Origin of the sequence: Kocuria sp. SM24M-10 (assembly GCF_001027955.1) — a bacterium.
GTDB lineage: Bacteria > Actinomycetota > Actinomycetes > Actinomycetales > Micrococcaceae > Kocuria > Kocuria oceani.
In genome coordinates, this window is sequence record NZ_LDNX01000069.1 from 1 (window position 1) to 22,825 (window position 22,825).

Sequence of the window (22,825 nt, forward strand, 5' to 3'; positions counted from 1 at the left end):
GGGTCGATGCTCGCGGTGGCCGCGACCGCGTTCTCGATCACCATCTCGGTGGTCGCCACGGCGAGCTCCACGTACGGGCCGCGGCTGGTGCGCAACTTCATGGCGGACCGCGGCAACCAGGTGGTGCTGGGCGTGCTGGTCTCCACCTTCATCTACGCCCTGCTGGTGCTGCGCACGATCCGCTCCGCCTCCGACGACCTGGCGCAGCCGTTCGTCCCGCACCTGGCCGTCAACCTGGCCGTCCTGCTGGCCGTGGCGGACGTGGCCCTGGTCGTGTACTTCATCCACCACATCGCCGACTCCGTCCAGGTGGACACCCTGGTCCACGGGGTGCGCCGGCGCCTGCTGGCCGTGATCGAGCGGTGGCACCCGGAGGAGCCGCCCGAGGAGCTGATCCGGACCGCCGGGGGCCGGTCCGGTGGGGGACGGGTCCGCGCGGACGCCGTCGGCTACCTCGTCAGCGTGAACTTCGAGCGGCTGCGCTCCCACGCCGACGAGCAGGACGTCTTCGTGGAGCTCGTTCCCCGGGTGGGCGACCACGTCCTGCCCGAGGAGCCCCTGTTCCGGGTCCGGCCCGAGCACCGGGCGGAGGAGCTGGCGGAGCGGCTGCGGCACTGCGTGGTGCTCGGCGACTCCCGCTCGGCGGACCAGGACGTGCGGTTCGCGGAGCAGCAGGTCGTCGAGCTGGCGGTGCGGGCGCTGTCGCCGAGCACCAACGACCCCTACACCGCGGTCAACGCCATCGAGGAGGTCGCGGCCGGCATCGTCACGGCCGTCTCCCGCCCGCTGCCCGGCAACACGGTGGTCGTGGACGGGGTGCACCGCCTCCGCTACGGGGTGGTGGGCCTCGACGAGATCGTGGACATGCCCTTCGACCAGATCCGCCCGCACGCGACCGGGCACGTCAGCGTCCTGCTGGCCCTCGTGGACCTCGCCGCCCGGATCGGGTCCGCGACCGTGCACCCCTCGGTGGAGCGGCAGGTGCACGAGCACGTCGACGTGCTGCTCGGTCAGTTCCGGGACAGCGGCCCGAACCCGCGGGACCTCGCCCGCGTGGAGCACCACGTGGCGGCCCGGCTGGGCGGCTGAGCCGGGCCGGGAGCCCTACCGTCGGCGCAGCCGCGGCACGCGGCGCAGGAGCAGGGCCACGACCACGGAGGTGGCGCCCAGCAGGGCGGCGCCGATCCCGGCGGACAGGTGCACCCCCGCCTCGAAGGCCGCCACCGCCGAGGCGAACAGCTGGTCGGCCGTGGCCGGGTCCAGGGCTCCCGCGACGTCGACCGCCCCGCCCAGGGTCTCCGCCGCGGTGGCGGCCTGGTCCGGGGCGAGGCCCGGCGGCGGCACCACCCGGTGGGCGTAGGTGGCCGTGACGGCCGTGCCCAGCACGGCCACGCCCAGTCCCGCCCCGAGCTCGTAGGCGGTCTCTGAGATCGCCGAAGCCGCGCCGGCCTGTTCAGGAGCGACCTCGGAGAGGATCAGGTCCCCCGCGATCGTCTGGGCCGCCCCGGACCCCAGCCCGATCACCATCAGGGCCACGACGAGGACCGCCCCGCCGGAGAGGTCCCCGAGCAGCACCAGCAGGAATCCGGCGGCCATCACGAGCAGGCCGCCGCCGAGCACGAGCGCCGGGCGGACGAAGCCGACCACGTGCACCGCCAGCAGCCCCGAGACGATGGTCACGGCCGCCCCCGGCAGCAGGGCCAGGCCCGCCCGCATGGGCGGGACGCCCTCCACCAGCTGCAGGTACTGGGAGACGAAGAAGAGGAAGCCGATGAAGGTCGTCGAGGCCACCAGGTTGTTGAGCAGCCCGCCGGTGAACGGCGCGTGGCGGAACAGGCGCAGGTCGAGCATCGGCACCGGACGGCGCAGCTGACGGCGCACGAACAGGGCGCCCGCGGCGGCGGCCAGCAGGACCGCCGCGGCCACGGCCGGGGAGGGCCCGTGCGCGCCGAGGTCCTTGAGACCGTGGACCAGGGCGACCATCGCCGTCATGATCAGCGCCGCGCTGGGCACGTCCACCGGCCCCGGGGCCGGGTTGCGGGACTCCGGCACCAGGACCGGGGCCAGGACCAGCAGGGGCAGCAGCACCGGCACGGCGATGAGGAAGACGGAGCCCCAGCGGAAGTGCTCCAGCAGGAACCCGCCCAGCACGGGGCCGAGGGCCCCGCCCGCGGAGAACCCCGTGGCCCAGACCGCGATGGCGGTCCGCCGCTGGGTGGGGTCGTGGAAGATGTTGCGCAGCAGGGACAGGGTGGCCGGCATCAGCATGGACCCGAAGAGCCCCAGCAGCGCGCGGGCCGCCACGAGCGCCCCTCCGGTGGGCGCGAACGCGGCCAGCGCCGACACCACCGCGAACCCGGTGCTCCCCACCAGCAGCAGCCGGCGGCGCCCCACCCGGTCCCCGAGCGACCCCATCGGCACGAGCAGCCCGGCCAGCACCAGCGGGTAGGCGTCCACCATCCACAGCAGCTGGGTGCCGGTGGGGCGCAGCTCCCGGGAGATCTCGGGCAGCGCGAAGTTCAGCACCGTGTTGTCCACGGAGATCAGCAGGACCGGCAGCATCAGCACCACGAGGGCGGCCCACTCCCGGGCGCCGGCGCGGGCGGGAGCTGCGGTGGCCGGGAAGGGCATGGCGGGGCGGGCCTCCTTCCGGGGCGACGGGTGTGGGCACCATCCTCGCAGAGCTCTCCCGGCGGGAGCGCCGCACTAGACTTCTCGGGAAGGCCGGCCGGACGAGCCCGCCCGGCCCGCAGCGACGGAGAGAGGTCCCCGATGGTCGAGCCGGTTCCCACGAGCGCGATGTCCGACGCCGCCCCAGGTGTCTCCGAGCAGTACCAGGCGGTCCGGGACCGTGTGCTGGAGCTGCGCGAGGACTACGACCGGGCCCGGGAGGAGTTCCGCTGGCCGCGGATGGAGCACTTCAACTTCGCCCTGGACTGGTTCGACCACGTGGCCCGGGGCCCCGGGCGGGGGAGCCGGGACGCCCTGTGGATCGTGGCCGCCGACGGCTCGGAGCAGCGGCGCACCTTCGCCGAGCTCGCCGAGTCCTCGGCCCGCACCGCGAACTGGCTGCGGGGCCTGGGGGTCCGCCGCGGCGATCGCGTCCTGCTGATGCTGGGCAACCAGCTGGAGCTGTGGGAGACCCAGCTCGCGGGGATGAAGCTGGGGGCGCCGCTGATCCCGACGGCCGTCATGATGCCGTCCGCGGACCTGCAGGACCGGGTCCGGCGGGGCCGGGTCTCCTGGGTCGTGACGGACGCCGCCAACGCCCCGAAGTTCGCCGAGGTGGACGGGGACTACGGTCTCGTCGTCGTGGGCGGGGACGCGGAGGTGGAGGCGGTGCGGGGGCAGCTGCCCGGGCGGGAGGTGCGCCGCTACGCCGACTCCGCCGGCGCGGACGCCGTGTTCGTCCCCGAGGGGGTCACGCGCTCCCGGGACCCGCTGCTGCTGTACTTCACCTCCGGGACCACGTCGCAGGCCAAGCTCGTGGAGCACACCCACTACTCGTACTCGTTCGGGCACCTCTCCACCGTCTACTGGATGGGCCTGCGCCCCGGGGACGTGCACCTGAACATCGCCTCGCCCGGGTGGGGCAAGCACTCGTGGTCGAACTTCTTCGCCCCGTGGATCGCGGAGGCCACCGTGTTCATCCTCAACCAGGACCGCTTCGACGCGGTGGGACTGATGGAGCAGATGGGCCGCGCGGGCGTCACCAGCTTCTGCGCCCCGCCCACCGTGTGGCGGATGCTCATCCAGGCCGATCTGCACCGCGTCCAGGACCCGCCCGTGTCCGCGGTCTCCGCCGGGGAGCCGCTGAACCCCGAGGTGATCCGCCGGGTGCAGGAGGCGTGGGGCGTGACGATCCGCGACGGCTACGGCCAGACGGAGACCACGCTGCAGATCGCCAACACCCCCGGCCAGCCGGTGGTGCCCGGCGCCATGGGCAGGCCGCTGCCGGGCTTCGTCGTCGAGCTCCTGGACCCGCGCACGGGCGCGCCCGCCGAGGAGGGCGAGATCTGCCTGAAGGTCGACGACGATCCCCCCGGGATCATGGCCGGCTACATCGACGAGCCCGAGCGCACCGCCGAGGTCGTCCAGGACGGCTGGTACCACACCCGGGACATCGCCCGCCGCGACGAGCACGGGGTCTACACGTACGTGGGGCGCACCGACGACGTCTTCAAGGCCTCGGACTACCGGATCTCCCCGTTCGAGCTGGAGTCGGTGCTCATCGAGCACCCCGCGGTCGCGGAGGCCGCCGTGGTCCCGGCCCCGGACCCCGTCCGGCACGCCGTGCCGAAGGCCTACCTGGTGCTCGCCGCCGGGGCGGAGCCCACCCGGGAGCTCGCGGGGGAGATCCTCCGCTTCGCCCGGGAGAACCTCGCCCCCTACAAGCGGGTGCGCAGGGTCGAGTTCACCGACCTGCCGAAGACGATCTCGGGCAAGATCCGCCGCGTGGTGCTGCGCGAGCGCGAGCAGGCCGCGGACCGCCCGGCGGCCGGCACACCGGCGGCGCCTCCCGCCGACGGCCTGGGCATCGAGTACACCGAGGCGGACTTCCCGGGGCTGCGCGGCTGAGCGGCAGCGCGCCCGGTGCCTCCGGCAGGGGCCCCGGGCGCGCAACGTGACGTCACCCCGTGTCCCGGACCGGTGCCGCACGGGGGACGTGGCAGGGTCGATCTGTCCCCACTTCGTGCCACGTTTGTCGATGCAAATGAATGGAGTCGGCGTCTCGAGGCCGGGAAAACGCCGATGTGGCAAGCACAAACACATGCGAAAACGTCGATGTCCACCGTTCTGCATATGACGTCGGCCGCCGTGACAGGTCATGGAAACCCTGCCACCATGGAGTCAATTGGTTCACCCGATGGGGCAGAACCAACTGATCCGTCGGGGGGCGGATCGACCGCGGTTCATCGGGGGATGGGCCGCCCGCACGCAGGCATCGGGGGGTGCCGGTGCGACCGGTTCATCGGGGGGTGAACCGACACGGGAGCACCGCTGGGGGGCGGTACTCCCACCAGGCGAGTCTCTGCTCGCCACCGGCCGACAGGCCGGACGATGCGCCCGTTGCGGGGGCCATCCGTTCCGACGGATGGGCAACGGGCGCATCGCTCTGTCCGGGCCCGGCCGGTGGCGCCGGGCGGTGCGCCGTGCTGCACCGCCCGGCGACCGCCGCGCCACGGCGTCGGTGGACCCTGGAAGACTGGGTCCCATGACGACTTCCCCGGCTTCCGACACAGCCCAGGCCACTGCCCAGGACACCGCCCTGCGCGAGGACGCGCTGGGGCTGCTGCGTGCGCTCACCGGCCGGGCCGACGCCGCCTTCCACCCCGGGCAGTTCGAGGCGATCGAGGCCCTCGTGGGGCACGGCCGGCGCGCCCTGGTGGTGCAGCGCACCGGGTGGGGCAAGTCCGCGGTCTACTTCCTCTCCGCCCTGCTGCTGCGGGCGCGCGGGCGGGGCCCGACCCTGATCGTCTCCCCGCTGCTGGCCCTGATGCGGGACCAGGTCGCCGCCGCGGCCCGGGCGGGAGTGCGGGCGGCCGCCATCAACTCCGCCAACGCGACCGAGTGGGGGCAGATCTCCGCCCAGCTGGAGGCCGACGAGCTCGACGTCCTGCTCGTCTCCCCGGAGCGGCTGAACAGCCCGGTGTTCCGGGAGCAGCAGCTGCCGCAGCTGGTGGCCCGGCTCGGGCTGCTGGTGGTGGACGAGGCGCACTGCATCTCGGACTGGGGCCACGACTTCCGCCCCGACTACCGCCGGATCCGCGACCTGATCGCGCGCCTGCCCGAGGAGGTCCCGGTGCTGGCCACGACCGCCACCGCCAACGAGCGGGTGGTCGCCGACGTCGAGGAGCAGCTGGGGGTGCGGCCCGGCGGCACGAGCACGGGGGAGGTCTTCACCCTCCGGGGCCCGCTCTCCCGGGCGTCCCTGCGGCTGGGCGTGCTGGACCTGCCCTCGGCCACGGCCCGGCTCGCGTGGCTGCTCGAGCACGTCGAGTCCCTGCCGGGCAGCGGGATCATCTACGCGCTCACGGTGGGGGCCGCCGAGGACACCGCCCAGGCGCTCTCCGACGCCGGTCTGCCGGTGCGGGCCTACACCGGGCGCACGGACCAGGGCGAGCGGGAGGAGCTCGAGGCCGCGCTCAAGGAGAACCGGGTGAAGGCCCTGGTGGCCACCTCGGCGCTGGGCATGGGCTTCGACAAGCCGGACCTCGGGTTCGTGGTCCACCTGGGCGCGCCGTCCTCGCCGGTGGCCTACTACCAGCAGGTGGGCCGTGCCGGGCGCGCCACCGACAACGCCGACGTCCTGCTGCTGCCCGGGACGGAGGACCGGCAGATCTGGGAGTACTTCGCGACCGCCTCCATGCCCACGGAGCAGAAGGCCACCGCCGTCCTCGGCGAGCTGGCCGCCGCGGGAGGCGCCCTCTCCGTGGCCGTCCTGGAGTCCCGCGTGGACGTCCGGCGCAGCCCGCTCGAGCTGATGCTGAAGGTCCTCGCCGTCGAGGGCGCGGTGGAGCGCGTGCAGGGCGGCTGGCTGGCCACGGGCGCACCGTGGCGCTACGACGCCGAGCGCTACGGCCGGATCGCCGCCGCCCGGGTCGACGAGCAGAACGCCATGCTGGACTACGAGCGCACCACCGGGTGCCGCATGGAGTTCCTCGCCCGGCAGCTGGACGACCCCACGGCCGCCCCGTGCGGGCGGTGCGACACCTGCGCCGGTCCGTGGTACCCCACGACCGTCGACGAGAGCGCCACAGACTCCGCCGGGGCGGCGCTGACCCGGGTGGGCGTCGTGGTGGAGCCCCGGGCGCAGTGGCCCACGGGGATGCCGCGGCTCGGCGTGGACGTCAAGGGCCGGATCCCGGAGGACGAGCGCTGCGCCGAGGGCCGGGCCCTCGCCCGGCTCACGGACCTGGGCTGGGGCAACCGGCTGCGCGAGCTGTTCCGCACCGACGAGCAGGGCGCTCCTGTCGACGGGCCGGTGGACCCGGCCCTGGGCCGGGCCTGCGTGCAGGTCCTCGCCGAGTGGCGCTGGGCGGACCGGCCCGCAGCGGTCGTCTCGGTCCCGTCCCGCTCCCGGCCGCGGCTCGTGCGCTCGCTGGCGGAGGGCATGGCCGGGGTCGGCCACCTGCCCTACCTCGGGGAGCTCGACGTCCCCGAGGGGTTCCCCACCGGCGGGCACGGCGGCAACAGCGCCTACCGGCTGGCGGCCGTGTGGGAGAAGTTCCAGGTGGGTCCGGGACTCGCCGAGGAGCTGGACCGGCTCGGCGGACGGCCCGTGCTGCTGGTCGACGACCTCGTGGACAGCCGCTGGACCCTGGCCGTGGCCGCCCGCGCCCTGCGCCGGGCCGGCTCCGGGCCGGTGCTGCCGTTCGTGCTGGCCGCCCAGGGCTGAGCCGCGGGGAGGGGTGGGGGAGGGGGAGCGGCCGGACCCGGTCTTGTACGCTGTCCTGCGTGTCCTCCGCTCCCACGCCGCTCGTCGACGTCATCATTCCCGTGCATAGCACCAGCCGCCCCGTGGGCCGGGCGGTGGCGTCCGTAGTGACCGGTGGCCTCGGCGTCGGGGGCGCCGGCGGCGTCCGGATCACGGTGGTGTGCCACAACCTGGATCCCGAGCCGGTCCTGGCGGCCATCGCCCCGGAGCACCGCGACCTCGTCACCGTGCTGGAGTGCCGGGACGGGCGCCGCAGTGCAGCCGGTCCCCGGAACCTGGGACTGGCCACCACGGACGCGCGCTACGTCAGCTTCCTGGACAGCGACGACACCCTGGACCCGGGTGCTCTCGCCCGCTGGGTCGAGCTGGCCGAGGAGCACGGTTCGAACGCTGTGGTCCCGTGGCTGACGCGCAGTGGCGGCGGCCACGTCCGTACCCCGGTGACGCGGCCGGGCAAAGCGCGCGACCTCGACGTCGTGCGGGATCGGGTGCTCTACCGCACCAGTGCCTTCGGTCTGGTGAGGACGGAGACGGCGCGAGCTCTCGGACTGCTCTTCGACGGCAGGCACGGCACCGCGGAGGACCAACAGTTCGCCCTCCGCCTCTACGTCGACGGAGGACGCATCGACTACGCACGCGGCCGCCCCGGCTACATCGTCTGGGACGACGCCGGCGACCGTGTGACGTCAGACCCGCGGCCGCTCGAGCAGGAGATGGCCGCCTTCGTGGACCTCGCGGCCTCCGATTGGTTCCGCGCACATCCGCTGCCGTTGCGTCGATCGTTCGTCGTCAAGGTGCTCCGGGTGCACCTGTTCGGCCACGTCGACTCCCGGGCCGGCCGCTGGACCACAGAGGACGCCGTGGCTGCCGCAGGGGCCGTTCGAGCGCTGCTGCGGTCGGGGCCCGGTGCGGAGGAGGCCATGGCCCGGGCGGACCGGGACCTGCTGGACCTGCTGCTGGCCGGCACGACCGTCACGGACCGGATCCGGGGCGCCGCTGACAGGAGGCGGCGTTTCGGCAGACCGGCCACGCTGTTCCCGCGCAGGCTGTCGCGCACCTTCCACCGCGACGGGTCGTTACGGTTCATGGCCGCCTCCCTGCTCGCCTGAGAGGTTCTCGGGTCCGTGCCGCAGTGCGGCCTCGCCTGCCCGGAGGGGGGTGTGGTCCCTGCCCTGCTCAGCCCCGCCGCCCTCGTGCGGCGAGAGCATGCAGCGCCGGGCCGAGATCGCGCCAGGAAATCCCCGCCCAGATGGCGAGGAACCCGGCCGTCACCGCCGAGGCCTGCCACCAGGTGGGGTCTCCCGGCAGCACCGCCAGCCCGCTGAGGACGAGCGCGTAGCCGGCGACGATGCGAAGGAGCAGGTTCGCCCACGGCATGGCGTCCATGCGCCAGACGACCACGAGGGGCACAACCGCGGCGAGCGCGGTGCCCGCAAGATAACCGACGGCTGAGGCGGTGACGCCCATGGTCGGGGCCAGAACGTAGATCGTGGCGACGCCCACGACGAGACCTGCGCCGTTGGCGAGAGCCAGCACCCTCACCCCCCACGAGACCGTGCCACTCAGGCGGGAGTTGGCCGCGTTGAAGCTCGTGAACGACACCGCGGCGAACAGGAGCACGAGCATCGGCGCGCCTTCGACGAATTTCGGTCCGTAGACCACGCGGAGAAGCGTGTCGGCCCAGAAGATCCCGACCGCGAAGACCGGCAGGAACACCGTGACCATGATGCGCATGATGCGGTCCACCTGCGAGCGCAGGCCCTCGAGGTCCCCGGAGCCGTACATCCGCGCGACGCTGGGGGACAGTGCCGTCAGCATGGATCCGGACAGCATGCTCGCCGGTGTCGCCAGAGCCACGGCGGCGGCATACAGCCCGTGGGCGTCGCTGTCGTCGACAGTGCGGCCGATGATCACGGACAGCTGGAGCAAGCCCGTGGAGGTGAGCAGGTGCGCCGAGGTCCAGGCGGTGAAAACCAGCATCTCCCGCCGCAGTGCCGGATCCAGGGCCGTGCTGGAACGTCGCGGCCACGCCGGCAGGGCGTAGCTCAGGTACCCGAGGATCAAGGGGGCGAGCAGCCACGGGGTCCAGCCGGCCAGCAGGACGAGGGACAACGAGGTCAGGCTGATGACCGAGCTGATGGTGTCCCACGCCGTCGTCGTCACGAACTGGTTGTTGCCCGTGCGCACCCCGCGCACGAAGTTGTAGGCGGACAGTGCGATGAGCAGCATGCCTGCCGAGACCGCATAGTGCCAGGGCAGGTGCAGGCTGAAGGCCGCCCACACGGCGGCGACGACGGCGAGGACGGTCGTCGCCGCGGCCACGTTGCGTGCCGCGAAGGCGCCCACCGCCGCCTGCTCGGCAGGATCCTGACGTGAGCGTGCCATGGCCGTGAACTTGGAGACGGTCGTCCCCCCGGCCTGCGGCCACAGCAGCACCAGCAGAGAGGCCAAGGCGATCACCGTGGTGACATCACTCAGTGCTTGCTGGCCGAGCAGCCGACCCACCAGGATGCTGTAGCCGAGCCGGGTCAGACCCTGCACGAACACCGCGAGGACGGTCAGGGCGAACGCCGATCCGAGCGGGTTGTCGGTGTTCTCGTGATTGGGCGGGGGGAAGAGGATGGCGCGGAAACGGGGCGTCATGAGGTCGTCCTGGGGGCACGGGAGTTCATCGGAGCCGAGTCTAGCGGGGGCCGCTAGAGTGGGGGCCGAGCCCGCCCGGGCCCCACACCGTCGGAAGGTCCTCCTGCATGCGCTCTCTCGTGGTCACCGCCTGGTTCCCGGACCGGGACGTGCCCAGCCGCACCCCGTTCGTCCTGGAGCACTGCTGGTCCCTGCAGGAGGCCGGTCACGAGGTCGCAGCCGTGCACGTCGTCATCGGTCGGACCCGCAGGGAGAGCGTCCGGGAGGTCTACCAGGGCGTGCCTGTCACCCGGGTGTGGCTCGACGTCACGGACCCCCTGAGCTACGTCCTCGTCGCCCGCACGATCTCCCAGGGCCTTCGCGGGGCGGACGTCCTCCACACCATGGCCTTCTCGGCCGTCCTGCTCGCCGGTCCCTCCTGGGTGCTGCGCCGTCGCCCTTGGGTGCACACCGAGCACTGGAACGGAGTCGTCGCCCCGGCCAGCGTGGGCCCGCACTGGGAACGGCTCGCGTGGTCCCGTCATGCCCTGCGGCTGCCGCACGCCGTGACCGGGGTGACCCGGGAACTCGCGGACGAGATGGCCCGCTTCGCCCGGCCACGGGCCACGCACGTGGTGCCCTGCGTGGTGGACCACCCACGCCCGGTGCTCCCATTCCCGCCCGCGCCCCCTCTCCGGCTGGTGGGCGTGGGCGCCTTCATCGAACGCAAGCAGCCCCTGCTCGCCCTCGAAGTCGTCGCCCGGCTCGTCGAACGGGGCACCGACGTTCGCTACACCATGGTCGGCACGGGGCCGTTGCTGGAGAGGGCGCGGCATCGGGCCCGGGAGCTGGGCATCGCGGACCGCGTCGTGTTCACCGGTGCCGTGGCGCCGTCTCGGGTGGTCGAGGAGATGTCCTGCGCGCACGTCTTCTTCCTGCCCAGCGCGCAGGAGAACTTCTTCACCGCGGTCGCCGAGTCCCTCGCCGCGGGCCGGCCCGCGGCCGTGCCGCTCAGCGGCGGCTTCGACGACTACTGCAACGACGAGAACTCGGTACTCACCGACAGCTGGGACCCCGACGTCCTTGCCGACGCGGTCCTGCGGGCGTGGGACCGCTTCCGGGACACGGATCCGGCGCGGATTGCGGACACCGTGCGGGAACGCTTCTCCCGGGGCGCCGTCGGAGCGCTCTTCAGCGAACTCTACGGGCAGCTGGTGCGCCGCTGACCGCGCGGCTTTGACCGGCCGCCCGTCGTGGCCTTAAGCTGGCCTGTGTTGTCCTCCGGCACGGTGGACAACGGATGGAGACGTGCCAGAGCGGCCGAATGGACTTCACTGCTAATGAAGGGTCGGGGTTAAACTCGACCGGGGGTTCAAATCCCCCCGTCTCCGCGCTCGTGATGTCGCAGGACATCGAAAACACCCCGGACCAGTGGTCCGGGGTGTTTTCTGTGCCCGGAGGCCCGACCTCCCGGCCGTGATGCCAGACCCCCGATACGGCCGCGTCAGGCGATGCCACGTCACCGGGCGCCGGGCGAGATGTCGCCGACGGAAAAGACGACTACCGTCGAGTAGCAATTGATTTGCATTACGAGCTTCCTCGGCCAGCCCGTCAGCAACGCGAGGCGGCTCAGGACCGGAGGCGCCTACCAGTCCTCCCGGGGCGGTGCGATCCGCTGGTCACCCCGCACGGGAACCCACGCCACCAAGGGCGCCATCCAGAAGACATGGGCTCGCGCCGGCTCGGGGAACGGCAGATACGGTTACCCGGCGAGTGGCCAGTACACCACTTCCACCGGCAAGGCGCAGCGCTTCCATGGCGGCGTGATCACGTGGACCGATCCGCCCAAGCGGCCGGCGCCCACCGGCACGAGGACCTACCGCGGCAACGGCGATGCGGTCATCAACATCGCCAAGCCCGACGGTTCCAGGTCCGTCGCCGCGGTCCAGTCGTCCTACGGCGGAGCAGGGAACTTCATCGTCTGGGGCCTGGACTCCGCATACGGGAACACGGATCTCCTGGCCAACGCCATCGGTTCGTACTCCGGCACCGCCCTGCTCGACGAGTCCGACCGGGGCAGCAGGACCACGTGGCTCGAGATCACGGCCGAGGGGCCCTGGACCATCACCGTCAAATCGACCAAGGTTCTGCCCGCGTACGGAGCCGGTCGAGCGGTTTCGGGCAGGGGCGACACCGTCTTCCGGTACACGGGCGGACGGTCCACCCGCCACTTCACCCACAGCGGCAGGAGCAACTTCGTCGTCTGGTCGTACGCCGGCAGCGGGGTGGACGACCTGCTGGTGAACCGCATCGGGCGCTACTCCGGCCGTGTGCGCTATCCCGGTCCCGGCCTCGTCGAGGTGACGGCCGACGGATCATGGACCATCAGACCCTGAGCTCCAGCTCCGGGTCCTGCGGACGACAGGCGTGTCCGGGGGGCACGACCGCCGCGGTGCGGCCTCCGCGTGATGTCGCCGCACGCGTTCCCGGCCCTCCGGGGTCCGGCGCCGTGCGTCATCTGCGGCCGTGCCCGTGACCGCCGCCGGGCCGCTTCCTAGGATGGTGCTCAGCACCGCCGGCGGACCGATCCCAGGGGGAAGACCATGTCCGAGCAGCAGCAGCCCTCCGTCCCGGCCGACCCGTCCTCGGGTCGCTCCGCCGCGCAGTGGGAGTCCGGCGCCCCCGACCGCTCCGTGCTGGAGCGCACCCTCGACGCCGTGACGGTGCGCCGGGTGTTCGGCGAGGCCTACGAGCTCGACGGCGCCACGATCGTGCCCGTGGCCCACGTCCGCGGCTGGGGCGGCGGCGGGGGCGGCTCCGGCGAGCAGCACGGCGAGTCCGGCAGCGGATCGGGCCTCGGCTACGGGGTCAACGCCTCCCCGGCCGGGGTGTACGTGCTCCGGGGCGGCGCGGTGACGTGGCAGCCGGCCGTCGAGCCGGTCCGGATCGCCCTGCCCGTCGGCCTGGCCCTCGTCGCGGCGCTCGGCGCGGTCGGCTGGGCCCTCGCCTCACGCCGCTCCTGAGCGGCCGCTGCCGCTTGGTGGTTGCCGCGCGGTCGTTGCCGCGCTGCCGTGCCGGGGCGCCGTCACCGAGCGTCCGCTCCTGTCGCCCCGGCACCGGGGCCTGACAGGATGGGGCCATGTCCTTCCTGCTCCGCGTCCTCGTCAACGCGCTCGCCATCTGGGTGGCCGCCTGGATCCTGCCCGGGATGCAGCTCACGGCCGACCCCTCCGTGGTCTCGGCCGTCGGCGGCGGGACCACGGCCTCCGTCCTGGCCTACCTCTTCGTGGGGCTGGTCTTCGGCCTGGTCAACGCGATCGTCCGGCCCGTGCTGACCATCCTGTCCCTGCCCATCACCTGCCTGACGCTGGGCCTGTTCGCCATCGTGGTCAACGCGGCGATGCTGTGGCTGACGTCCTGGCTGAGCTCGTTCACGCCGCTGCGGCTCGAGATCGACGACTTCTTCTGGACCGCGGTGCTGGCCACGCTGATCATCGGGGTCGTCTCCCTCGTGATGGGCTGGGTGGTGCCGGAGCGCGAGCGGCGCTGAGCCGGTCCGGGCTCAGTCCCGGTGCAGCGCCGCCCAGAGGAACTCGTGGGAGAGGGCGTGCAGCCGGGCCGCCTGCCGGTTGTCCCCGGCGCCCGCGTGCCCGCCGTCGGTGGCCTCGTAGAACCACACGTCCTCGTGGCCCATCCCCAGCATCCGCGCCGCGGTCTTGCGGGCCTGCACCGGGCCCACCCGGTCGTCGCTCGTGGCGGTCCAGAACAGCACCGGCGGGTAGTCCCGATCCTCGCGCAGCAGGTGGTAGGGGGAGAAGGTGCGCACGGACTCCCACTGGGCGGGGTCGTCCGGGTCCCCGTACTCCGCGATCCAGGACGCCCCGGCGGACAGCTTCGTGTAGCGGCGCATGTCCAGCAGCGGCACCCCGCAGGAGACCGCGCCGAAGAGCTCCGGCCACCGGGTGAGCATGTTCCCCACGAGCAGCCCGCCGTTGGACCCGCCCGAGCAGGCCAGGCGCCGCCGCGCGCACACGCCGCGGGCCTGCAGGTCCGCGGCGACCGCCGCGAAGTCCTCGTAGGCGCGGTGCCGGTGCTCCCGCAGCGCGGCCCGGTGCCACGCCGGGCCGTACTCCCCGCCGCCCCGGATGTTGGCGAGCACGTACACCCCGGAGCGGCCGGCGGCGTCGGTGCGGGACAGCCAGGACCGCCCGAGCGCCCCGGAGTACGCGGGGGTCCGGGAGACCTCGAAGCCCCCGTAGCCCGAGAGCAGGGTCGGGTTCTCCCCGTCGAGCACCAGCTCGGCCGGACCCACCTGGAAGTACGGCACCCGGGTGCCGTCGGCGGAGACCGCGAAGTGCTGCTCGACGGCCAGCCCGGACGCGTCGAAGAACCCCGGCGCGGTCCTCGCCGGCCGTGGGGGCGCCCCGGCGCCCGCACCGGCCGGGAGGGTGCCCCGGGAGACGGTGGTCGGGGTGAGGAACCCGGAGGCCACCAGCCAGTAGTCGTTGCCCGCCTCCGGGTCCTCGTCGTCGACGGCGTAGGCGTCCAGGCTGGACAGCGCCGGCGCCCCGGGCAGCTCGACGGTGCTCCACGGGCCCGGTTCGGCCACGCGCACCACCGAGGAGACGTCCCGCAGCAGGTTCAGGATCAGCCGGTCGGCGGTCCAGGACCAGGACTGCAGCGCGGTGCGCTCGTCCGGGACGAAGACCGGTGCCACGGACCGGTCCCCGGCCAGGAAGGCCTCCAGCTCGGCCGCCAGCAGGGACCCCGCGGGGTGGACGGTGCCGTCCAGCTCCAGCTCCTCCTGGGGCCGCAGCAGCAGCCACTGCCGGTGCAGGTCCACCGTGACGCTGTCGGGCACGTCCACGTGCACCAGCTCGTCCCCGCGCACCAGGTAGGTGCGGGAGGCGAAGAAGTCGATCACGTCCACGGCCAGGTCCCGGACGAACCCGGGGGTGTGGTCGCGCACGAACACGGCCTGGACGTGCTGCTCGTCCACCTCGAAGACCTGGCGGGCCTGGGCGAGGTCCTGGCCCCGGCGGAGCACGCGCACCGTGCGGGGATAGGAGGAGGCGGTCATCGAACCGGGCCCGAAGTCGGTGCCCACGTGCACGGTGTCCGCGTCGACCCAGCTCACCGAGGACTTCGCCGTGGGGACGTCGAAGCCGCCGGGCACGAACTGCCGGCGCTCGAGGTCGAACTCGCGCACCCGCTTGGCGTCGCCGCCGTCGGGGGAGAGGCTGATCAGCGCCCGCCGGTGCTGCCCGCCGGTGTACTGCGGCCGCAGCAGCCGGGCGCCGCCGTAGACCCACTCCACGCCCTCCTCGGCGGCCAGGGCGTCGACGTCGAGCAGCAGCTCCCAGCGGGGCTCCTCGCTCAGCCAGGACTCCCACGTGGTGCGGCGGAGGACACCGCGCGGGTGCTCGGCGTCGCGCCAGAAGTTGTAGTAGTGCGGGCCGTGCTTGGCGACCATGGGGATCCGCTCGGTCGAGTCCATGACCTCGAGCACGTCCGCCTCAAGGCGGCGCAGCTGCGGTCCCTCGAGCGCCGAGAGCGTGCGGGCGTTCTGCCGGGCGACCCACTGCAGGGGCGCCTCGCCCGTGATCTCCTCCAGCCACAGGTGCTCGTCGTGCGGCTGCTCGGCGGTCGGGCGGGCGGCGGTCTCAGCGGTCTCGGTCATGTCCGCCATCGTAGGCCCCGCTCTCGTCCGGCGCCGCCCGCGCGGGTCGATACCCTGAGGGTCATGAGTGCAGCGGGCAGGACAGGGACGGAACGACGTGTCACGGTGATCGGGGCGGGCCCGCGCGGGCTGTCCGTGGTGGAGCGGCTCGCGGCCCGCTCGGCGGCCTCCGGCACCCGGGTGCGCATCGACGTCGTCGACCCCTTCCCGCCCGGCCCCGGCCACGTGTGGCGGACGAACCAGTCCCCGCTCTACCTCATGAACACGCCGTCGCTGTTCCCCACGGTGATCGCCGACGACGGGGTGCTGCCCGTGGACCCGCTCGAGCCGCTGCGGAACATGAGCTTCGAGCACTGGCGGCTCGCGGCCGTGTCCGGGGGGATCGCCGTGGACCCCGACGACGCCGCGCACCTCACCCGGATGACCCCCACGTCCTATCCCTCCCGGCGGATGTACGGGGTCTACCTCGACTGGGTCTTCCGCGCCCTGCGGGACGCCCTCCCGGCCTCGGTCCAGCTGACCGTGCACCGGGCCGAGGCCGTGGGCGTGCACGTGCGCGAGCACGCGCGGCACCGCTACGACGTGGAGATCAGCGGCGGGCAGAACCTGCCGGCCGACGCCGTGGTGCTCGCCCTCGGCCACCTCGACGCCGACCTGCGCCCGGACCAGCAGGAGCTCGTGGACGGCGCCGCGGAGTTCGGGCTGACCTACTGGCCGCCGGCCGTGCCGGCCGACGTCCACTGGGACGACCTGCCGGCCGGGGAGACCGTCCTGGTGCGCGGGATGGGGCTGAACTTCTGCGACGTGCTGGCCCAGGTGACCGAGGGCCGCGGCGGGATCTACACCCAGGAGGGGGAGCGCTTCGTCTACCACCCCTCGGGCCGGGAGCCGGTGATCGTGGCCGGCTCCCGCCGCGGCGCCCCCTACCGCTCCAAGGCGGTGCTCGAGGGCTACTACGCGCGCTCCCTGAGCACCCGCTTCTTCACCCTCGACGCCGTGCGGGCGCTCGCGGCGCGGGCCGACGGGCCCCTGTCCTTCGAGGCGGACCTCTACCCGCTGATCCGCAAGGACGCCCAGTGGAACTACTACACGGCTCTGGCCAGGACGGCTCCCGAGGCCTTCGAGACCGACCCGGAGGAGTTCCTGGCCCGCTTCGACGCCGTGCTCGGCACGGGGGACGACCACCCGGAGGGGCCGTGGACCTCCCGCGCGGAGCGGCTCATCGCCTCGGCGGTGGTCCCGGGCCGGCAGCTGAACGCGCTCCGGCTCGCCCGCCCGTTCGAGGGGATCGGCTTCGGCTCCCACGACGAGTTCGCCGCGGCCGTGGTCCATCACCTGGACCGGGACGTGCACGGGGCCCTCGCGGGGGAGGACGACCCGCTGCAGATGGCGGTCGCCTCGCTCAACGCCGCGCGCACCGTGCTTAAGGCGGTGCTCGCGGACATCGGGATCGGCGACGCCTCCTGGACGGACGAGCTGCGCCGGAGCTTCGAGCCGTTCGTGGAGGGCCTCGCCTCGGGGCCGCCCGTGCTGCGGACCCAGCAGCTGGCGGCCCTCGCCCGGGCCGGGGTGGTCCGCTTCCTGGGCCCCGACCCGCAGTTCCTCGTGCACGAGGAGGAGGGCCGGTTCGTGGCCGGTTCGCCGTGGGTCAAGGACGAGCCCTTCCACGCCGAGCACCTGGTGGAGGCCATGTCACCGCCCAACGACGTCCGCCGCAACATCTCGCCGCTGCTGACCGCGATGCACCGGGAGGGCCTGGTCCGGGTGCGGGCGATGGAGACCCGGGACGGCGTCGCGACCGTGCCCAGCACCGGCCTCGACGTCAGCCGCCCCCCGTACCGGGCCGTGCGGGTCGACGGCGGCGTGGAGCCCGGTGTGCACGTGCTCGGCATCCAGCTCTCGGCGGTGCAGTGGGGCGTGGCGATCGCCGCGGAGGCCGGGGCCTCCGCGGAGCTGGGCGCGCGGACCCTGGCCGACGCCGACCGCATCGCTGAGGCCGTGCTGGCCCCCGCTGTGCGCCGCGAGTGACCACAGCAGGTCGTGATCCCTCGGGTGCAGCGGGGTCGCTCAGCGGCGGGAGCGCGATCGGCGTGCCGTGGGCCGGTCAGCCGAGGCGGCCCTGCAGCACCTCGCGGGCGCGGTCGCTGGCGTGCTCCCGGAGGCCCTTGCCGGGGTGCTCGCCGGAGTGGCCCCGGCCGGGGTGCTCGCCGGAGCTGCCCCGGCCCGGCTTCTGCGGGTCGGTGGGCTGCGCACCGCCGAAGGCCAGGCCCACGACCTCCGGGTTGTGGTCGGAGGCGCGGTACGGGTCCGCGGCGTAGAGGTCGACCACGTTGTGGTTGTGCCGGCTGTACTCCAGGCCCACCGACTCGTGGGCGTTGATCTCCCAGATGTCCGAGCCGGTGACGAGCTCGGCCGCGGCGAGGGAGGCCAGGACGTGGTCCAAGGAGCCGAGCATGCCGCCGTAGGCGTAGGAGTACTCGCCCTCGGGAGACAGATTGGCGTAGCCGGCGTCGTGCAGGACCCGCATCGGGTCCTCCTGGTCGTAGGAGTTGAAGTCGCCCGTGAGGAAGACCCGGTCCGTGCCCTGCGAGGTCTTCAGCTGCTCGGCGAACGCGACCAGGGCCTGCGCCTGCGCGGTGCGGTCGGCGTTCCAGGCCCCGGCACCGTCCCCGGCGTCGGCGTTGGGCCCGGTGCGGGACGCGGAGCCCTTGGACTTGAAGTGGTTGACCACCACGGTGAAGTCGTCGTCGGCGCTCCCGCCGGCGGGGCGGAACGTCTGGGCCAGCGGCTCCCGGGCGTTGTCGAAGTTCTCCTCGTCCTGCAGGATCACGGACTCGCCCACGGGGCCGACCGCGGCCGGCCGGTAGATGAACGCCGTGCGGATGACGTCCTCGTCCTCGAGGGCGGGCCGCTGCGCCGGCGAGGGCACGTAGGCCCAGGTCTCCGCCCCCGCCGCCGCGTTGAGGGCCGCGACCAGGTCCGCGAGCGCCTGGTCGCGGTCCTTGCCGAACTTCGCGGAGTTCTCGATCTCCTCGAGGGAGACGACCTCGGCGCCGAGGGCGTTGATCGCGGCCACGATCTTGGCCTGCTGGCGCTCCAGGTCCTCCTGCTCTGCCGCGCCGCGGGCCAGGCAGCCGCCGCGCACGGAGATCGGGTCCCCGGCGCGGTCGGTGTAGTAGGAGCATCCGGAGAGCTCGTCCCCGGTGGTGCTGAAGTAGTTGAGCACGTTGAACGTGGCGAGCTGGAGGTCCCCTCCCACGTCCTCCGGGGCGGCGGTGCGGGTGTTCTCGGCGACGACCGGCGCGTCCTGCGGGTTGCTCCCGGTGAGGTGGGTGGTGGGCTGGAGGCGCCACTCGTCGAAGGAGTAGCCGAGCACCACGGGCGCCACGAAGTCGACGGGCGCGCCGATCCGCATCGGGGTCCGCGGGGTGAGATAGGGCAGCGGCACCGACGCGTTGGCGAAGCTGCCGTAGTCGGTCGTCGCGCCGTCGTCGAGCAGCACCCCGCGGGCGGCGTTGTCGGCGGCCTGGGCGGCGGCCTCCGGGGAGCCGGGGGCCCCGACGGCGGTGGGCTGGACCAGGGGTGCGCCGCCCGCGGCGAGCCCTAGCTCGCCGTAGGTGTTGAGGCCGTAGTTGTCCGTGATCACGAACTCACCGGCCGGGTCGAGCAGCATGCCCTCGAGGCTCTCGCGCCGGGCGTCGTCGGCCGGCCAGCCGACCGTGGCCGGTTTGACGGCCTCCACGGGTTCGTCCAGGACCCGCAGCCCGTCGGGGCGCACGCTGAGCTGGGTCTGGCCGTAGTACTCGGCGACCGTTCCGGTGACCTCCACGTACTGGCCGAGCCGTACGTCGGCCACGGCCGAGGGGGAGTGCACGAACACGCCGTCCGAAGCCTCGTGCTGCTCGAGGTCGAGGTCTCCGCCGGTGCCCGGCGTCTGCACGTACCAGCCGTCGAGGCCCCCTGTGGCGTAGACGGCGGTGACCACGCCGCGGGTGGTCACCGTCCGCCCGGCCACGGGCGAGGCGTCCCCGGTGCCCTGGATCTCCCGGATCGGGAGACTGACGGGCGGGGCCGTGGGCTCGGCGGTGGGGTCGGGGGTGGGCTCGGGCGCCGGGCCGTCGCCGCCGGAGTTCTGCGGGGTCACGGTGCCCGTGGCGGTGAAGTCGGCGGAGTTGTCGTCGGTGTCGACCCCGCCCTGGCGGGTCATCGACCGCGGGTCGCCGTTCGTGGCCGGCCCGGTGGCCGGTGCGCTCTCGAACGTGTTGGACGTGCCGTAGCCGAGCAGGTCCACGATGCCGTCCGCGCCGGTCACCGAGCCGGTGGGCGCGCTCAGGCGCTCGGCGCCGTCGGAGAGGAGGATCGTTCCGGAGGCGCCCGCGGGATTGAACGAGGTGGTCAGGTCCGGGGTGGGCAGGGGCTCCCCGCTGCCGCCGTTGGACCCGCCCTGGACCAGGAAGTAGCCGCCCGGTGCGATGGTCCCGGACAGTGCGACGGCGCTGGACGTGCCGGTGCCGCCCGCGGCCCGGTACTGCAGCGTCCAGCCGGTGAGGTCCACGGTCTCGGACGTGGGGTTGTAGAGCTCGACGAACTTGTGCCGGTGGACGGCGTTGGCCGAACCGCCGTTGGTGTAGGCCTCGTTGATGACCACGGCCGTCACGTCCGGGGCGGCGTGGACGGGAACGGTCAGCGGCGCGGCGAGCAGCGCCGCCGCCAGGGCCCCGCTCAGGGGCAGGGAGAGCAACGTCTTCACGGTGGGAGGGTTCCTTCGGTCAGAAAAAGGGAGCGGAAGGGTTAGAGGTCAGCGCAGGGAGGAGGCGGGCGGGGGTCAGCCGAAGAGGCGGCCGAGGACCTGGCGGGCGCGCTCGGAGCCGTGCTCCCAGACGCCGCGGCCGGGCTCGCCCTTCCCGGGGCGCTCCCCGGGCCGGCCCTTGCCGGGCTGCTGGGGCTCGGCCGGCTCGGTGGGCTCCGGCTCGGCGGGCCCGGGCGTCACGCAGTCCGCGGCCAGGCCCAGGACGGCGTCCGGGACCCGCACCCGGGTGCCGGTGGGCTCGGCGACCAGCCACACCGCGGCGCCGTCGGCCAGCTCGGCCGTGTCGAGGCGGACGGAGGCCGCGCCGTCGAGGACCGGCACCGTGCCGAGCTCCGTCCCGTCCGGGGCGCCCGCGCGCACGGACAGCGAGGTGGTGTCCGGGGCGCCCAGGGACGTCAGGTCGAGGGAGGAGACGTCGAAGCGCACGGTGCAGGCCTCGGCGGCGGCCCCGGTGAGCTGGACGGAGCGGCGGTCGAACCGCGGGCTGAGCGGCGCGTTCGCGGCGAGGTACTCCGAGAAGGCCTCGCGGTCGATCCGGCCGGTGTCGGTGGCGGCCGTGCCCTCGGCGAGCGCGGTGAAGTTGTCGCCGCCGGCGGTCAGGAAGGACACGGAGCCCACCACGTAGCTGCCCGCGGGGTCGTAGGGCGCGCCGTCCACCGTGATGGAGGTGATCCGGTCGCCGGCCGGACGGGAGGGGTCGGCGGTGTAGGAGACGTTCTCCGAGAGCCCCAGCTGGAGATAGGCCCGGGAGGACCCGGCGGGCTGCCACTGCTGCTCGAGGACCTGCTTGAACTGGGCGCCGGTGAGGGTGACGGTGTTCAGGTTGTTGGAGAAGGGCATCACCTGGTTCACCTCGGCCTCGGTGACCTGGCCGTCGCGGTCGCCGTCGAGGGCCTCGCGGGGGTCGTCCGCCCAGAGCAGGTCCGCGCGCAGGCCGCCGGGGTTGATCAGGCCGATCTGCACGCCGTGGGGCTCCTGCAGGGTGGCGCGGATGGACTCCGCGACGAGGTTGCCCAGGCTCGACTCGGCGCCGCGGTCGTCGCGGGCCGGCTGGCCGTCGCGGAGGCCGTAGGCGGTGGTGATGTCACCGGTGATCTGCCCGACCGGGGTGCTGCCCCGCTCGACGGCCACGGCCTCGGCCGCGGCCACGATCTCGGCGACCCGGGCGACGCGGGGGTACTGGGCCACCAGCTCCTCCTCGGTGGCGGTGACGGTCTCGCCGACGTCGAGCACCTCGGTGGTGAGGTCGACGTCGTCGGCCGCCCGGTCGTAGCTGAAGGAGACCCGTCCGAGGCTGCCGCCGTAGGAGCCGGCCTGCAGCACGGCGCGCTCGAAGTCGCCGTCGCCGTCGAGATCCACGGCCTGATCGTAGACGTCGTGGGTGTGCGCGTTGAACACCACGTCCACGGTCTCCGAGGTGCCGGTCACCAGCCGGTCGGCCAGGACGTCGGAGGCGTCCGCGGCGCCCTCGTGGTAGAGGGCGACGACGACGTCGGCCCCCGCCGCCTCGAGCCGCTCGGCCTCGGCGTTGACCGCCGCGACGGGGTCCCCGAAGGTGAGGCCCGCGATCCCGGCGGGCGAGACGAGGGTGGCGGTCTGCTGGGTGACGGCGCCGACCACGCCGATGCGCACGCCGTCGACGTCGAAGGTCGCGGCGGCCTCGGTGACGGGCGCGCCGTCGGGGCCCAGGACGTTGGCCGCGAGGTAGGGGAAGTCGGCGCGCTCGGTGATGCGCCCGGTGAGGTCTTCCACGCCGCGGTCGAACTCGTGGTTGCCCACGGCGGAGGCGTCCAGCTCCAGGGCGTCGAGCACGTCCAGGGTGGGGTTGTCCTGCTGGACGGCCGAGACGTACTCGGAGGCGCCCACGTTGTCGCCGCCGGACAGCAGCAGCGTGCCGTCCTCGTTCTCGGCGCGCAGCTGCTCGATCGCGCCCGCGAACAGGAGCGGGTCGGAGGCGAGCCGGCCGTGGTAGTCGTTGAAGTAGAGCAGGTCGACGTCCGCGTCCGCGGCCGCCGGGGCGGGGGAGGCGCCCGCGGTCTCGTCGGCGTGCGCCGCCGGGAGGACGAGCACGGACGAGGAGACGACGCCGGCGGCGAGAGCCGCGTGCAGGGCAGGACGGTGCTTCGGGGGTGTCATGACGGGGTCCTCCGGGGGCGGGGTGACGAGTCGATGTCCCCATTGGAGCATGCAGACGTGAACGTCCGGCGTCGTGACGGGCACATGTCGGCGGCCTGCCGGGAACCTGCCGGAGAGCCACGGCGACGACCCGGCCCCC

14 protein-coding genes, 1 tRNA gene and 1 pseudogene are annotated in these 22,825 nt (G+C 73.6%); 11 read left to right on the top strand and 5 right to left on the bottom strand.

The genetic code is table 11. The annotated features are described in order from the left end of the window. Positions 1–1,089: DUF2254 domain-containing protein (locus ABL57_RS08290; RefSeq protein WP_053004833.1), on the top strand; the 1,089-nt coding region annotated here is incomplete at its 5' end. Positions 1,090–1,104: 15 nt separating this feature from the next. Here ABL57_RS08290 and ABL57_RS08295 read toward each other — a convergent pair. Further along, positions 1,105–2,631, bottom strand: coding sequence for an MFS transporter (locus tag ABL57_RS08295; RefSeq protein ID WP_047802992.1), 1,527 nt, complete (start codon positions 2,629–2,631; stop codon positions 1,105–1,107). A gap of 141 nt (positions 2,632–2,772) precedes the next feature. Here ABL57_RS08295 and ABL57_RS08300 point away from each other — a divergent pair, with 141 nt between their 5' ends. From ABL57_RS08300 to ABL57_RS08310, 3 genes are all read left to right on the top strand, one after another. Continuing rightward, complete coding sequence (locus ABL57_RS08300) at positions 2,773–4,578, top strand: AMP-binding protein (RefSeq protein ID WP_047802993.1); 1,806 nt, start codon at positions 2,773–2,775, stop codon at positions 4,576–4,578. A 637-nt stretch (positions 4,579–5,215) separates the two neighbouring features. After that, complete coding sequence (locus ABL57_RS08305; RefSeq protein ID WP_047802994.1) at positions 5,216–7,399, top strand: ATP-dependent DNA helicase RecQ; 2,184 nt, start codon at positions 5,216–5,218, stop codon at positions 7,397–7,399. Between the two features lie 59 nt (positions 7,400–7,458). Continuing rightward, positions 7,459–8,547 carry a glycosyltransferase gene (locus ABL57_RS08310; protein WP_160310781.1) on the top strand — a complete coding sequence of 363 codons (1,089 nt, stop codon included), beginning with the start codon at positions 7,459–7,461 and terminating at the stop codon, positions 8,545–8,547. A gap of 67 nt (positions 8,548–8,614) precedes the next feature. On the opposite strand, the gene ABL57_RS08315 is transcribed toward ABL57_RS08310, so the two are convergent. Then, positions 8,615–10,081, bottom strand: a complete 1,467-nt coding sequence (locus tag ABL57_RS08315; protein WP_047802996.1) for a lipopolysaccharide biosynthesis protein — start codon at positions 10,079–10,081, stop codon at positions 8,615–8,617. Positions 10,082–10,188: 107 nt separating this feature from the next. On the opposite strand from ABL57_RS08315, the gene ABL57_RS08320 reads away from it, so the two are divergent. From ABL57_RS08320 to ABL57_RS08340, 6 genes and pseudogenes are all read left to right on the top strand, one after another. Then, the gene (locus tag ABL57_RS08320; RefSeq protein WP_047802997.1) at positions 10,189–11,286 is read left to right on the top strand and encodes a glycosyltransferase; all 1,098 of its coding nucleotides are present in this window, start codon (positions 10,189–10,191) and stop codon (positions 11,284–11,286) included. Between the two features lie 76 nt (positions 11,287–11,362). Further along, positions 11,363–11,451, top strand: a tRNA-Ser gene (locus tag ABL57_RS08325). Positions 11,452–11,637: 186 nt separating this feature from the next. Continuing rightward, positions 11,638–11,802: pseudogene (locus tag ABL57_RS22960) on the top strand (hypothetical protein); the annotation flags it as partial. Between the two features lie 81 nt (positions 11,803–11,883). Beyond that, the gene (locus tag ABL57_RS08330) at positions 11,884–12,456 is read left to right on the top strand and encodes a hypothetical protein (protein ID WP_053004834.1); all 573 of its coding nucleotides are present in this window, start codon (positions 11,884–11,886) and stop codon (positions 12,454–12,456) included. 207 nt (positions 12,457–12,663) lie between these two features. After that, complete coding sequence (locus ABL57_RS08335) at positions 12,664–13,083, top strand: spore germination protein GerW family protein (protein WP_082157310.1); 420 nt, start codon at positions 12,664–12,666, stop codon at positions 13,081–13,083. A 116-nt stretch (positions 13,084–13,199) separates the two neighbouring features. After that, on the top strand, positions 13,200–13,610 hold the full coding sequence (locus ABL57_RS08340) for a phage holin family protein (RefSeq protein ID WP_047802998.1): 411 nt from the start codon (positions 13,200–13,202) through the stop codon (positions 13,608–13,610). Between the two features lie 12 nt (positions 13,611–13,622). On the opposite strand, the gene ABL57_RS08345 is transcribed toward ABL57_RS08340, so the two are convergent. Next, a complete protein-coding gene (locus ABL57_RS08345; protein ID WP_047803032.1) occupies positions 13,623–15,740 on the bottom strand; it encodes a prolyl oligopeptidase family protein in 2,118 nt (705 codons plus the stop codon). Positions 15,741–15,803: 63 nt separating this feature from the next. Here ABL57_RS08345 and ABL57_RS08350 point away from each other — a divergent pair, with 63 nt between their 5' ends. Then, positions 15,804–17,768, top strand: coding sequence for an FAD/NAD(P)-binding domain-containing protein (locus ABL57_RS08350; RefSeq protein WP_047802999.1), 1,965 nt, complete (start codon positions 15,804–15,806; stop codon positions 17,766–17,768). A 76-nt stretch (positions 17,769–17,844) separates the two neighbouring features. Here the strand turns inward: ABL57_RS08350 and ABL57_RS08355 are convergent, their stop codons facing one another. Together ABL57_RS08355 and ABL57_RS08360 are read right to left on the bottom strand one after the other, a co-directional pair. Further along, on the bottom strand, positions 17,845–20,490 hold the full coding sequence (locus ABL57_RS08355) for an ExeM/NucH family extracellular endonuclease (RefSeq protein WP_047803000.1): 2,646 nt from the start codon (positions 20,488–20,490) through the stop codon (positions 17,845–17,847). 75 nt (positions 20,491–20,565) lie between these two features. After that, the gene (locus ABL57_RS08360) at positions 20,566–22,686 is read right to left on the bottom strand and encodes a bifunctional UDP-sugar hydrolase/5'-nucleotidase (RefSeq protein WP_053004835.1); all 2,121 of its coding nucleotides are present in this window, start codon (positions 22,684–22,686) and stop codon (positions 20,566–20,568) included. Positions 22,687–22,825 lie beyond the last annotated feature (139 nt).

What these genes read in the sequence shown, in the direction of transcription:
- ABL57_RS08305 (WP_047802994.1), top strand. Translation starts at nt 5,216, where the DNA reads ATGACGACTTCCCCGGCTTCCGACACAGCCCAGGCCACTGCCCAGGAC.
- ABL57_RS08350 (WP_047802999.1), top strand. Translation starts at nt 15,804, where the DNA reads ATGAGTGCAGCGGGCAGGACAGGGACGGAACGACGTGTCACGGTGATC.
- ABL57_RS08340 (WP_047802998.1), top strand. Translation starts at nt 13,200, where the DNA reads ATGTCCTTCCTGCTCCGCGTCCTCGTCAACGCGCTCGCCATCTGGGTG.
- ABL57_RS08300 (WP_047802993.1), top strand. Translation starts at nt 2,773, where the DNA reads ATGGTCGAGCCGGTTCCCACGAGCGCGATGTCCGACGCCGCCCCAGGT.
- ABL57_RS08315 (WP_047802996.1), bottom strand. Translation starts at nt 10,081, where the DNA reads ATGACGCCCCGTTTCCGCGCCATCCTCTTCCCCCCGCCCAATCACGAG.
- ABL57_RS08295 (WP_047802992.1), bottom strand. Translation starts at nt 2,631, where the DNA reads ATGCCCTTCCCGGCCACCGCAGCTCCCGCCCGCGCCGGCGCCCGGGAG.
- ABL57_RS08320 (WP_047802997.1), top strand. Translation starts at nt 10,189, where the DNA reads ATGCGCTCTCTCGTGGTCACCGCCTGGTTCCCGGACCGGGACGTGCCC.
- ABL57_RS08335 (WP_082157310.1), top strand. Translation starts at nt 12,664, where the DNA reads ATGTCCGAGCAGCAGCAGCCCTCCGTCCCGGCCGACCCGTCCTCGGGT.
- ABL57_RS08360 (WP_053004835.1), bottom strand. Translation starts at nt 22,686, where the DNA reads ATGACACCCCCGAAGCACCGTCCTGCCCTGCACGCGGCTCTCGCCGCC.
- ABL57_RS08345 (WP_047803032.1), bottom strand. Translation starts at nt 15,740, where the DNA reads ATGACCGAGACCGCTGAGACCGCCGCCCGCCCGACCGCCGAGCAGCCG.